Origin of the sequence: Streptomyces sp. NPDC048192, from assembly GCF_043202415.1 — a bacterium.
Classification (GTDB): domain Bacteria; phylum Actinomycetota; class Actinomycetes; order Streptomycetales; family Streptomycetaceae; genus Streptomyces.
Genome location: NZ_JBIDAL010000008.1, coordinates 435,291 through 447,529, shown reverse-complemented (window position 1 = coordinate 447,529; position 12,239 = coordinate 435,291). Strand labels below are relative to the sequence as shown.

Annotated in this window: 13 protein-coding genes; all 13 read left to right on the top strand. The window is 71.9% G+C overall.

The annotated features are described in order from the left end of the window. Window positions 1-15 precede the first annotated feature (15 nt). The 13 genes from ACGFZN_RS19940 to ACGFZN_RS19880 all read left to right on the top strand — a co-directional run bounded on the left by ACGFZN_RS19940 (window position 16) and on the right by ACGFZN_RS19880 (window position 12,239). Complete coding sequence (locus tag ACGFZN_RS19940) at window positions 16-1,302, top strand: GAF domain-containing protein (protein ID WP_393859817.1); 1,287 nt, start codon at window positions 16-18, stop codon at window positions 1,300-1,302. Window positions 1,303-1,476: 174 nt separating this feature from the next. Beyond that, window positions 1,477-2,811, top strand: a complete 1,335-nt coding sequence (locus ACGFZN_RS19935) for a hypothetical protein (protein WP_393859781.1) — start codon at window positions 1,477-1,479, stop codon at window positions 2,809-2,811. Between the two features lie 67 nt (window positions 2,812-2,878). Then, window positions 2,879-3,451: a GNAT family N-acetyltransferase gene (locus ACGFZN_RS19930; protein ID WP_393859780.1), complete on the top strand. Its 573-nt coding sequence runs from the start codon at window positions 2,879-2,881 to the stop codon at window positions 3,449-3,451. Window positions 3,452-3,602: 151 nt separating this feature from the next. Further along, window positions 3,603-3,686 (top strand): putative leader peptide, encoded by an 84-nt coding sequence (locus tag ACGFZN_RS19925; protein WP_310887545.1) that lies wholly within the window; start codon window positions 3,603-3,605, stop codon window positions 3,684-3,686. A gap of 127 nt (window positions 3,687-3,813) precedes the next feature. Beyond that, window positions 3,814-5,511 carry a nitrite/sulfite reductase gene (locus ACGFZN_RS19920; protein WP_393859779.1) on the top strand — a complete coding sequence of 566 codons (1,698 nt, stop codon included), beginning with the start codon at window positions 3,814-3,816 and terminating at the stop codon, window positions 5,509-5,511. Then, window positions 5,508-5,687 carry a hypothetical protein gene (locus ACGFZN_RS19915; protein ID WP_393859778.1) on the top strand — a complete coding sequence of 60 codons (180 nt, stop codon included), beginning with the start codon at window positions 5,508-5,510 and terminating at the stop codon, window positions 5,685-5,687. The genes ACGFZN_RS19920 and ACGFZN_RS19915 overlap by 4 nt, the downstream gene beginning before the upstream one ends. After that, window positions 5,684-6,394: a phosphoadenylyl-sulfate reductase gene (locus ACGFZN_RS19910; RefSeq protein WP_393859777.1), complete on the top strand. Its 711-nt coding sequence runs from the start codon at window positions 5,684-5,686 to the stop codon at window positions 6,392-6,394. Before ACGFZN_RS19915 ends, ACGFZN_RS19910 begins: the two co-directional genes overlap by 4 nt. 26 nt (window positions 6,395-6,420) lie before the next feature. Beyond that, entirely contained in the window at window positions 6,421-6,957 is a 537-nt protein-coding gene (gene cysC / locus ACGFZN_RS19905; protein WP_393859816.1) for an adenylyl-sulfate kinase, read from the top strand. After that, on the top strand, window positions 6,954-7,889 hold the full coding sequence (gene cysD / locus ACGFZN_RS19900; protein ID WP_393859776.1) for a sulfate adenylyltransferase subunit CysD: 936 nt from the start codon (window positions 6,954-6,956) through the stop codon (window positions 7,887-7,889). Before cysC ends, cysD begins: the two co-directional genes overlap by 4 nt. Window positions 7,890-7,891: 2 nt before the next feature. After that, complete coding sequence (locus ACGFZN_RS19895; RefSeq protein ID WP_393859775.1) at window positions 7,892-9,226, top strand: sulfate adenylyltransferase subunit 1; 1,335 nt, start codon at window positions 7,892-7,894, stop codon at window positions 9,224-9,226. A gap of 223 nt (window positions 9,227-9,449) precedes the next feature. Next, the gene (locus tag ACGFZN_RS19890; protein WP_393859774.1) at window positions 9,450-10,553 is read left to right on the top strand and encodes an aliphatic sulfonate ABC transporter substrate-binding protein; all 1,104 of its coding nucleotides are present in this window, start codon (window positions 9,450-9,452) and stop codon (window positions 10,551-10,553) included. 35 nt (window positions 10,554-10,588) lie between these two features. Then, window positions 10,589-11,374: an ABC transporter ATP-binding protein gene (locus tag ACGFZN_RS19885; RefSeq protein ID WP_393859773.1), complete on the top strand. Its 786-nt coding sequence runs from the start codon at window positions 10,589-10,591 to the stop codon at window positions 11,372-11,374. Next, the gene (locus ACGFZN_RS19880) at window positions 11,361-12,239 is read left to right on the top strand and encodes an ABC transporter permease (RefSeq protein WP_393859772.1); all 879 of its coding nucleotides are present in this window, start codon (window positions 11,361-11,363) and stop codon (window positions 12,237-12,239) included. Before ACGFZN_RS19885 ends, ACGFZN_RS19880 begins: the two co-directional genes overlap by 14 nt.

Here is a 12,239-nt window from a genome sequence, read left to right as displayed (position 1 = left end):
GTGGTGAACCCGCCGATGAACGTGGCGCGCCTGGCCGCCGTGGACGCGGTGCAGGCGGCGCGGCTGCTGAGCGAGGTGCGCGACGCCACCCTTGCCGGTCAGCGGGCGAGGATCGCGCCCCGGCCGGTGATCGAGCAGTCCTGGGGCCGGATGCTGCGCAGCGGCGTGGACCCCGACCGCGACTTCAGGTCGGGGCTGCTGTCCGGCGACGAAGTGCGGCGCCGGCGTGAGGAGTCACCGCTCAGACATGTGCTGCCGGTGCTGCGCCAGGGTCTGCTTTCGGTCGCCGACGCGGCCCAGCACATCATGGTCGTCGCGGACGCCGACGGGCGGGTGCTGTGGCGCGAGGGCGCCTCGCCGGTGCTGCGCAAGGCGGACGGGCTGGGTTTCGAACTCGGCGCGGACTGGCGGGAGGACGTCGTCGGCACCAACGGGGTGGGCACCGCGGCCGTCGTACGGCGGCCCGTGCAGGTCTTCGCGGCCGAGCACTTCGTGCGCTCGCACACCTCCTGGACCTGCACGGGAGCGCCGATCACCGATCCGCGGGACGGCCGGCTGATCGGGGTGGTGGATGTCAGCGGCCCCCTGGAGACCATGCATCCGGCGACCCTCGCCTGGGTGGACTCGGTGGCCAAGCTGGCCGAGGCGCGACTGCGGGAGTTGCACCGGGACTCGCTGGAGCGGCTGCGGGCGGTGGCGGCGCCGGTGCTGGCCCGGCTGGCGGGGCGGGCGCTGGTGGTGGACCGGGACGGCTGGTCGGCGGCGGTCTCCGGGATGCCGTACGTACGGCGGGTGGCGCTGCCCAAGTCGCTGGCGCCGGGCCGCCGGTGGCTGCCGGGGCTGGGTTCGTGCGCGGTGGAGCCGCTGGCCGGAGGCTGGCTGCTGCGGGTGGCCGAGGAGCCGGCCGGGGCGCCCGCGCGGATCGTGCTGGATCTGGCGCGGCCGGGGCACGCCGCGCTGACGGTGTCGGGTGCGGCGGGCTCCTGGTCGCGGGAACTGAGCCCCCGGCACGCGGAGTTGCTGTATCTGCTGGCCGTGCACCGGTCCGGCCGCGGGGCGGCGGCCCTGGCCGAGGATCTGTTCGGGGATCCCTCGCGCAGGGTGACGGTGCGGGCGGAGATGTCCCGGATCCGGCGGTACTGCGGGGAACTTCTGCGGCATCGGCCGTACCGTTTCCATGAGGACGCCGAGGTGGAGATGCTGCTCCCCGACGATCCGCGTGACCTGCTGCCCTTCTCGACGGCGCCGGCGATCGCGCGGGGGCGGGCGGCCGCGCCGGGCGGCGGGCGCGGGGCCCGGTGAGGGTGAGTTCCGGGTATTTGCGGGGTCTTCGCCGTGCGCGGGCCGTTGCTGCCGTAGCATCCCTTGCGGGCCTCCCAGCCGCTTCACGCGTCAACGTTCGGATCATCGGGCGCAGTTGGCACGGCACCGGCCGGTGCGCCCCGGTGGCGAAGGGGCCCCGGAGAAGGGGACGAGATGAAGCATCGCGGCAGACACCGCCGGCGCCGCAGGGGCGCCGCGCTGCGCGCGGTCCTGACCGGGACCGCGCTGGCGCTCACCGCGGCCGCCACCCTGATCAGCGTGTCCCAGGCGGACGTCACCGACAGCCCCGGCGCGCTCAGGCCGCTCTCCTCGCCCGCCGACACCGGCAGGCTCCGGCTCCAGGAGCGGCTGGTGCCCGCCCGCGCCCTGGACCGGCTCTCCGCCGCGATGGGCCGCCCGGTCGGCGTCGACGCCGTGCTGGCGAGCGCCGACCGCGCGCTGCGGACCTCCGCCGGCTGCTCCTCCGCCGACCGCGCGTCCCTGCCGGTCGCCCCGGCCCCCGCCCGCGCCTGGTGCTGGGACCGGGCCGACTCCGCCGGCACCGCCTGGCGCCCGGCGTCGGTGACCACCTCCGGGGACGCCGACGACGACGGCGTGTGGGGCGCGCACCGGGTGGTGCTGGCCGGCTGGACCCACAGCACGACCACCGGCCGGGCCGCCGAGCGGGGCCTGGCCAGGGTCGCCTTCGTGAACGCCGACGATCCCGCCCGCCTCGCCTACCGGTGGGTGCTGCTGGTGGTGCCGGTCGACGGCGGCCGGGACTACCGGGGGCTGTCCTCGCCGGTCTCCGGGATGGTCTGGTACCAGGACAAGCTGCTGGTCACCGCCAGGTCGGGCGGCGCGGACGCGCTGTATGTGTACGACCTGGACCGGATCCAGCGCGTCGGCGTCGACGGGCCCGCGATCGGCCGGGTGCCGGGCGGCTGGTCGGCCGACGGGTACCGGTACGTGATGCCCGCGATCGGCTCCTACCGCTTCACTGCGGGCCGCTGCACCCGCTCGGGGCCGCCCTGTCCCGGCGCGCTCGCGCTCGACCGGGGCACCGCGCCCGACAGCCTCGTCGCCGCGGAGTGGACCGCGCCGGACGGCGGCCGGAACGCCCGGCTGTGGCGCTACGCGTTCAGCGCCTCCCCGGCCCGTGCGGGGCTGCTCGCCACGGACGCCCGGGGACGGGCGTCGGCGGTGGAGGCGTACCGGACCCGGGCGGCCGGGATCCGGGGGGTGCTGTCGTACCGGCAGCCCGGAGCGGTCGGCGCGTCCTGGTATGTGGGACGGCTGCCCGGCTCCCGGGACGGCCACGGCGCGCTGTGGCGGCAGGACGCCGCCGGGGCGAAGGCCGCGTCCTGCGGCGCGGACGGCTCGCACCGCTGCTGGGCCGAGGCGGCGGGCTCCCTGTCCTACTGGCAGGCGACGGGCGAGGTGTGGTCCGTGTCGGACCGCATGCTGTTCAGCATGCCCCTGGCCGCGCTGGACAGGTCCCTGGGCTGACTGACCTGCAGGCGGGCGTGACCCACGCGATCGACAGACCCGGCGACGGGATGATTCCCTGGCCCGCATGAGCAGCGTTCCTGTCACCACCTGGTCTCTGGAGCAGACCTCGCCGGGCGATCTCCTGCCCGCCGCCGCGCCCGAGGGCGATGTGCGGATCGTGCGCGCCGAGGTGCCCTCCCCCGAGTTCAGCCGCTTCCTGTACGCCTCGGTCGGCGGCGACATCCGCTGGACCGACCGGCTCGGCTGGACGTACGCGCGGTGGCAGGAGCACCTGGAGCGGCCCGGGGTGGAGACCTGGGTGGCGTACGACCGGGGCACCCCGGCCGGTTACGTGGAGCTGGAGCCGCAGGACGAGGGCGTGGTCGAGATCGTGTACTTCGGTCTGCTCCCGGCGTTCCGCGGCCGGCGCATCGGCGGCCATCTGCTGGCGTACGGCACGGCCCGCGCCTGGGACCTCGCCGAGCGGTGGCCGGGGCGGACGCCGACGAAGCGGGTGTGGCTGCACACCTGCAGCAAGGACGGCGAGTTCGCGCTGGACAACTACCGGCGGCGCGGCTTCGCGCTGTTCGACACCAAGGTCGAGCTGGAGCCGGAGGTGCCGGCGCCGGGACCCTGGCCGGGCGCCCACCAGGCCTGATCCTCCGCCCGCTACCCCGCCTGACCAGCCGGGACAAGCCCTCCGGCGCCGCATGTGAGCGACGACACCCTTGTCTCATATTTCGGGACAAGGGTGTCCGCATCGTGGATGAAGCTGGACTGTGTCCAGATCGCCGTGACACGCTTCCGTCATGCCTGGAACTGGAATTGCCTTGGTGAGTCGGCGGCACGTCGACCTCGGCCGCATGTCCAGCGCCATCTGTCCGGCCCGCTGACCGCTCCAGCACCGCCGAGACACCCTCTTTCCCATCCCGCCTGCGCAAGGACGCGCACGCCTGTCCGCGTGCGCCCATACGCGCTGGTCAAGTGCCGATTCCCGCCGGTCCCGAAGGACGTAGAACCATGGCCGCCACTCCGCCGAAGCCCGCCGCCTCCGCGCCCCGCCGCAAGGTGAGCCGTCACCGCGGCGAGGGTCAGTGGGCCGTAGGCCATTTCACCCCGCTCAACGGAAACGAGCAGGTGAAGAAGGACGACGACGGTCTCAATGTGCGGACACGCATTGAGACGATCTACTCCAAGCGCGGCTTCGACTCGATCGACCCCAGCGATCTGCGCGGCCGGATGCGCTGGTGGGGGCTGTACACCCAGCGCAAGCCCGGCATCGACGGCGGCAAGACCGCGGTGCTGGAACCGGAGGAGCTGGACGACCGCTACTTCATGATGCGGGTCCGCATCGACGGCGGCGCGCTCACCACCCAGCAGCTGCGGGTCGTCGGCGAGCTGTCCCAGGAGTTCGCGCGCGGCACCGCGGACATCACCGACCGGCAGAACGTGCAGTACCACTGGATCCAGATCGAGAACGTGCCCGAGATCTGGGAGCGGCTGGAGGCCGTGGGCCTGACGACCGTCACCGCCTGCGGCGACACCCCGCGCGTGATGATCGGCTCCCCGGTGGCGGGCATCGCCGAGGACGAGATCATCGACCCCACCCCGGCGCTGGAGGAGATGAAGCGCCGCGTCCTGAACAACAAGGCGTACTCCAACCTCCCCCGGAAGTTCAAGACGGCCATCTCGGGCTCGCCGCTGCTGGACGTCGTGCACGAGATCAACGACGTGGCGTTCGTCGGCGTGCGGCACCCCGAGCACGGCCCGGGCTTCGACCTGTGGGTGGGCGGCGGCCTGTCCACCAACCCGAAGCTGGGCGTGCGGCTCGGCGCGTGGGTGCCGCTGGAGGAGGTCGCGGACGTCTACGAGGGCGTCGTGTCCATCTTCCGTGACTACGGCTACCGCCGGCTGCGCAACCGGGCCCGCCTGAAGTTCCTCGTCGCCGACTGGGGCGCGGAGAAGTTCCGTCAGGTGCTGGAGGACGAGTACCTGGGACGCAAGCTGACCGACGGGCCCGCGCCCGAGCAGCCCGTGCAGCAGTGGCGGGACCACATCGGTGTGCACCGGCAGAAGGACGGCCGCTACTACGTCGGTTTCGCCCCGCGGATCGGCCGCGTCGACGGCGCCACGCTGACGAAGATCGCCGATCTCGCGGAGGCGCACGGCTCGGGCCGGGTGCGCACCACCGTCGAGCAGAAGATGATCGTCCTGGACGTCGAGCAGGACAAGGTCGACTCCCTGGTCGAGGGCCTGGAGGCGCTGGACCTCACCGCGCGCCCGTCGTCCTTCCGGCGCGGCACCATGGCCTGCACCGGCATCGAGTTCTGCAAGCTCGCCATCGTCGAGACCAAGCAGCGCGGCGCCTCGCTCATCGACGAACTGGAGCGCCGCCTGCCGGACTTCGACGAGCCGATCACCATCAACCTCAACGGCTGCCCGAACGCCTGCGCCCGTATCCAGGTCGCGGACATCGGTCTCAAGGGCCAGCTCGTCCTCAACGACAAGGGCGAGCAGGTCGAGGGCTACCAGGTGCACCTCGGCGGCGCGCTCGGCCTGGAGGCCGGCTTCGGCCGCAAGGTGCGCGGCCTGAAGGTCACCGCGGAGGAGCTGCCCGACTACATCGAGCGGGTGCTGACGCGGTTCCGGGCCGAACGCCAGGACGGCGAGCGGTTCGCGGCGTGGGCGGCCCGGGCTTCCGAGGAGGCGCTGTCGTGAGTGAGCGTGCCGCGCCGTTCTACTGCCCCTACTGCGGCGACGAGGACCTGCGTCCGAGCGAGGAAGGCCACGGCGCCTGGGAATGCGGGGCGTGCAACCGCGCATTCCGGCTGAAGTTCCTCGGGCTGCTCGCCCGGGGCCTTCAGCGGGCCGACAACGGAGGGGACGGGATATGACCACCGCTCAGCAAGACCGCACCGCCGAGGAGTTGCAGGCGCTCGCCGAGCAGGCGGGCCGGGACCTGGAGGACGCCTCCGCGCTGGAGATCCTCCAGTGGGCCGTGGACACCTTCGGCACGAAGTTCTGCGTCACCTCCTCCATGGAGGACGCCGTCGTCGCCCATCTCGCCTCGCGCGTGCTCAAGGGCGTGGACGTCGTCTTCCTCGACACCGGCTACCACTTCCCGGAGACCATCGGCACCCGCGACGCCGTGGCCGCCGTGATGGACGTCAACGTCATCACGCTCACCCCGAAGCAGACGGTCGCCGAGCAGGACGCCGAGTACGGCCCGAGGCTGCACGACCGCGACCCCGACCTGTGCTGCGCGCTGCGCAAGGTCAAGCCGCTGGAGGAGGGGCTGAAGGGCTACCAGGCGTGGGCGACCGGCCTGCGCCGCGACGAGTCCCCGACCCGGGCGAACACCCCGGTCGTCGGCTGGGACGCCAAGCGGCAGAAGGTCAAGGTCTCCCCGATCGCCCGCTGGACGCAGGACGACGTGGACGCCTACGTCGCCGAGCACGGCGTGCTGACCAACCCGCTGCTGACCGACGGCTACGCCTCCATCGGCTGCGCCCCGTGCACCCGCCGGGTCCTGGAGGGCGAGGACGCGCGCGCCGGCCGCTGGGCGGGCCGCGCCAAGACCGAGTGCGGGCTGCACGGATGACGACCGACCAGAACCAGGAGAACGACGTGACCACCGGAGCCACCGTCTGGCTCACGGGTCTGCCGAGCGCCGGCAAGACCACCATCGCCCACGAGCTGGCCGGCCGGCTGCGCGCCGAGGGCCACCGCGTCGAGGTGCTCGACGGCGACGAGATCCGCGAGTTCATCTCCGCGGGCCTCGGCTTCTCCCGCGAGGACCGGCACACCAACGTGCAGCGCATCGGCTTCGTCGCCGAACTCCTCGCCCGCAACGGCGTCAAGGCGCTGGTGCCGGTGATCGCGCCGTACGCGGACAGCCGGGACGCGGTGCGCAAGCGGCACGAGGCGAATGGCACGACGTACCTGGAGGTGCACGTCGCGACCCCGGTCGAGGTGTGCTCCGTGCGGGACGTCAAGGGCCTGTACGCCAAGCAGGCCGCGGGCGAACTGACCGGGCTGACCGGGGTCGACGACCCGTACGAGGAGCCCGCGGCCCCGGATCTGCGGATCGAGTCGCAGAACCAGACGGTGCAGGAGTCCGCCGCGTCGGTGTACGCGCTGCTGAGCGAGAGGGGACTGGCATGACGACCGTGACCGAGGTCGAGGACGGTACGGAGAGCCCGTACGCCCTGTCGCACCTGGACGCCCTCGAGTCCGAGGCGGTGCACATCTTCCGCGAGGTGGCGGGCGAGTTCGAGAATCCGGTGATCCTTTTCTCCGGCGGCAAGGACTCGATCGTCATGCTGCACCTGGCGCTGAAGGCGTTCGCGCCGGCGCCGGTGCCGTTCTCGCTGCTGCACGTGGACACCGGGCACAACTTCCCGGAGGTCCTGGAGTACCGGGACCGCACGGTGGCCCGGCACGGGCTGCGCCTGCACGTGGCCTCCGTGCAGGACTACATCGACCGGGGTGTGCTCAAGGAGCGCCCGGACGGCACCCGCAACCCGCTGCAGACGCTTCCGCTGACGGAGAAGATCCAGAGCGAGAAGTTCGACGCGGTGTTCGGCGGCGGCCGCCGGGACGAGGAGAAGGCCCGCGCCAAGGAGCGGGTGTTCTCCCTGCGCGACGAGTTCTCCCAGTGGGATCCGCGCCGGCAGCGCCCGGAGCTGTGGAACCTGTACAACGGCCGGCACGCCCCCGGTGAGCACGTCCGGGTGTTCCCGCTGTCGAACTGGACCGAGCTGGACGTGTGGCAGTACATCGCCCGCGAGGACATCGAGCTGCCGCAGATCTACTTCGCGCACGAGCGCGAGGTGTTCCAGCGGGGCGGGATGTGGCTGACGGCCGGCGAGTGGGGCGGCCCGAAGGACGGCGAGGTCGTCGAGAAGCGGCTCGTGCGCTACCGCACCGTCGGTGACATGTCCTGCACCGGCGCCGTCGACTCCGACGCGACCACGCTGGACGCCGTGATCGCCGAGATCGCCGCCTCCCGGCTCACCGAGCGGGGCGCGACCCGTGCCGACGACAAGCTGTCCGAGGCCGCGATGGAAGACCGCAAGCGCGAGGGGTACTTCTAAGCATGAGCACGACCACGACCGAGGCGCTCTCGGCCACCACCCTGCTGCGGTTCGCCACCGCCGGCTCCGTCGACGACGGCAAGTCCACGCTCGTGGGACGGCTGCTGCACGACTCCAAGTCGGTCCTCGCCGACCAGCTGGAGGCCGTGGAGCGGGCCTCCGCGAGCCGCGGCCAGGACGGCCCGGACCTCGCGCTGCTCACCGACGGCCTGCGCGCCGAGCGGGAACAGGGCATCACCATCGACGTGGCCTACCGCTACTTCGCCACCCCGCGGCGCCGGTTCATCCTGGCCGACACGCCGGGCCATGTGCAGTACACGCGGAACATGGTCACCGGCGCCTCCACCGCCGAGCTGACCGTGATCCTGGTCGACGCCCGCAACGGCGTGGTCGAGCAGACCCGCCGGCACGCGGCCATCGCCGCCCTGCTGCGCGTCCCGCACGTGGTGCTCGCGGTCAACAAGATGGACCTCGCCGGCTACCAGGAGAGCGTGTTCGCGGCGATCGCCGAGGAGTTCACGGCGTACGCGCTGGAGCTGGGCGTGCCCGAGGTCACCGCGATCCCGATCTCGGCGCTCGCCGGTGACAACGTGGTGGAGCCGAGCGCGAACATGGACTGGTACGGCGGCCCGACCGTGCTGGAGCACCTGGAGACCGTGCCGGTCAGCCACGACCTGGCGCACTGCCACGCCCGGCTGCCGGTGCAGTACGTGATCCGGCCGCAGACCGCCGAACACCCGGACTACCGGGGTTACGCGGGCCAGATCGCGGCCGGCACCTTCCGGGTGGGCGAGGAGGTCACCGTCCTGCCGTCCGGGCGGACGACGCGGATCTCCGGCATCGACCTGCTGGGCGTGCCGGTGGACGTGGCGTGGACGACGCAGTCGGTGACGGTGCTGCTCGAGGACGACATCGACGTCTCGCGCGGCGACCTGATCGTGCCGACGAAGGACGCGCCGCCCACCACGCAGGACGTGGAGGCGACCGTCTGCCATGTGGCCGACGCCCCGCTGACCGTCGGGCACCGGGTGCTGCTCAAGCACGGCACCCGCACGGTCAAGGCGATCGTGAAGGACATCCCGTCCCGGCTGACGCTGGACGACCTGTCGCTGCACCCGCACCCGGGGCAGCTGGTCGCCAACGACATCGGCCGGGTGAAGATCCGTACCGCCGAGCCGCTGCCGGTGGACTCGTACGCCGACTCCCGGCGCACCGGCTCCTTCATCCTGATCGACCCGAGCGACGGCACCACGCTGACCGCGGGCATGGTCGGCGAGTCGTTCGCCGCGCCGGAGCCGGTCAAGGACGCCTCCGAAGACGACGGCTGGGACTTCTGAGCATGACGACGACCGACGTCTACTCGACGTTCGCGAAGGAGGGCGGCCGTGTCGGCAGCGGCGCCCTCGGCAGCGGGCAGGGCGGAGTGGCCCGATGTGTGCGCTGACGTACGCGCACCGCATGCGCGCCCGCACCCCCCACCGCCGTAGACGAAGACCTGCCGACCTCCCGGCCACGACCTGAGAGACCGTGACCGCCGGGCCAACGAGAGGAAAGCCTCCCGTGCCTGCCAGCAAACTCCTGCGCCGCGCACTCGCGGTGACCGCCGCGCTGCCCCTTCTGGCGCTCGCCGCCTGCGGTTACGGCTCCGAGGCCAAGAACGACGACACGGCCAAGGTCGCCGCCGGCGCCCGGAAGATCGACGGGCTCGGCTCCGTCAGGATCGGCTACTTCGGCAATCTGACCCACGGCACCGCGCTGGTGGGCCGTGAACAGGGCTTCTTCCAGAAGGAGCTGGGCGCCACCAAGGCGTCGTACGCGACCTTCAACGCCGGGCCCTCCGAGATCGAGGCGCTCAACTCCGGCTCCATCGACATCGGCTGGATCGGCCCCTCCCCCGCGATCAACGGCTACACCAAGTCGGACGGCAAGAGCCTGAAGATCATCGGCGGTTCGGCCTCCGGCGGCGTGAAGCTGGTGGTGAACCCGAAGAAGATCAAGTCTCTGAAGGACGTCAAGGGCAAGAAGATCGCCACCCCGCAGCTCGGCAACACCCAGGACGTGGCGTTCCTCAACTGGATCGCCGGCCAGGGCTGGAAGGTCGACGCTCAGAGCGGCAAGGGCGACGTCACGGTCGTCCGCTCCGACAACAAGATCACCCCCGACGCCTACGCCTCCGGTTCCATCGACGGCGCCTGGGTGCCGGAGCCGACCGCGTCCAAGCTGGTCGCCGAGGGCGCCAAGGTGCTGCTGGACGAGTCGTCGCTGTGGCCCGACAAGAAGTTCGTGATCACGAACATCATCGTGCGGCAGGCCTTCCTGAAGGAGCACCCGAAGGCGGTCGAGGCGGTGCTGAAGGCCTCCGTCGAGGCCAACAAGTGGATCAACGCCAACCCGGACCAGGCGAAGGCGGCCGCGAACAAGCAGCTGGCGGCGGACTCCGGCAAGGCGCTCCCGGCGGACGTCCTCGACCCGGCGTGGAAGTCCATCCAGTTCACCGACGACCCGCTGGCCTCCACCCTCGACACCGAGGCGCAGCACGCGGTCAAGGCCGGTCTGCTCGACAAGCCGGACCTGAAGGGGATCTACGACCTGACGATCCTCGACAAGGTCCTCAAGGCTTCAGGTGACAGCCCGGTCGACGCCGCCGGTCTCGGCACCAGCTGACGCACGCCCCGATGAGTTCCCAGGAGGTGACGACCATGGCCACGACCACGACGCTCGCCAAGGCCGACGAGTCGGTCGATTACGCGGCACGCCTCGAGCACGTCTCGAAGTCCTTTCCGGCGCCCGCCGGGCAGCAGCTCGTCCTGGACGACATCAGCCTCGATGTCGCGCCCGGCGAGTTCGTCACCCTCCTGGGGGCCTCGGGCTGCGGCAAGTCCACGCTGCTGAACCTGGTGGCCGGCCTGGACCGGCCGAGCGCCGGCGCCATCACGACGGACGGACGGCCGGCGCTGATGTTCCAGGAGCACGCCCTGTTCCCGTGGCTGACCGCGGGCAAAAACATCGAACTCGCCCTGAAACTGAGGGGCGTTGCGAAGAACGAGCGGCGCGGCAAGGCCGAGGAGCTGCTGGAACTGGTCCGGCTGAAGGGCGCGTACGGCAAGCGGGTCCACGAGCTGTCGGGCGGCATGCGCCAGCGGGTGGCGATGGCCCGCGCGCTGGCGCAGGAGAGCAGCCTGCTGCTGATGGACGAGCCGTTCGCGGCGCTGGACGCCATCACCCGGGACGTGCTGCACGACGAGCTGACCCGTATCTGGGCGGAGACCGGCCTGTCGGTGCTGTTCGTGACGCACAACGTGCGCGAGGCGGTGCGGCTCGCCCAGCGGGTCGTGCTGCTGTCGTCCCGCCCCGGCCGCATCGCCCGCGAGTGGCAGGTGGACATCCCGCAGCCGCGCCGGATCGAGGACGCCCCGGTGGCGGAACTGTCCCTTGAGATCACCGAAGTCCTGCGTGGGGAGATCCGCCGTCATGGCCAGCACTGACACCACACCGGTCCAGGACGCCGGGAGCGTCGAGGCGGGCCTGGACGCCCTGGAGACGACGGCCGTCGGCCGTCCGACGCTCCGGCAGACCCTCGTCAACAAGATCCTGCCGCCGGTGGTGGCGATCGCGGTGGTCCTCGCGGTCTGGTCCCTGCTCTACCCGGTCGTCGACAACCCGACCAAGCTGCCGTCGCCGGCGGCCGTGGGCGACGCGTTCAAGCAGGCCTGGCTGCAGGGCGATCTGCTCGGGTACATCTGGACGTCCGTCTCGCGCGGTCTGCTGGGCTTCGCCTTCGCCCTGCTCATCGGCACCCCGCTGGGTCTGCTGGTGGCCCGGGTGAAGTTCGTGCGGGCGGCCATCGGGCCGATCCTGTCCGGTCTGCAGTCGCTGCCGTCGGTGGCGTGGGTGCCGCCCGCGGTGATCTGGCTCGGCCTGAACAACTCGATGATGTACGCGGTGATCCTGCTCGGCGCGGTCCCCTCCATCGCCAACGGCCTGGTGTCCGGCGTGGACCAGGTGCCGCCGCTGTTCCTGCGCGCGGGCCGCACCATGGGCGCGACCGGCGTCAGGGGCGTCTGGCACGTCACCCTGCCGGCCGCGCTCCCCGGCTATGTGGCCGGCATGAAGCAGGGCTGGGCCTTCTCCTGGCGCTCGCTGATGGCCGCCGAGATCATCGCGAACTTCCCCGACCTGGGCACCGGCCTCGGCCAGCTGCTGGAGAACGCCCGCACCGCCAGCGACATGGCCATGGTGTTCGAGGCCATCCTGCTCATCCTGTTCGTCGGCATCGCCATCGACCTGGTGATCTTCAGCCCGCTGGAGCGCTGGGTGCTGCGCAGCCGCGGGCTGCTGGTGAAGGGCTGA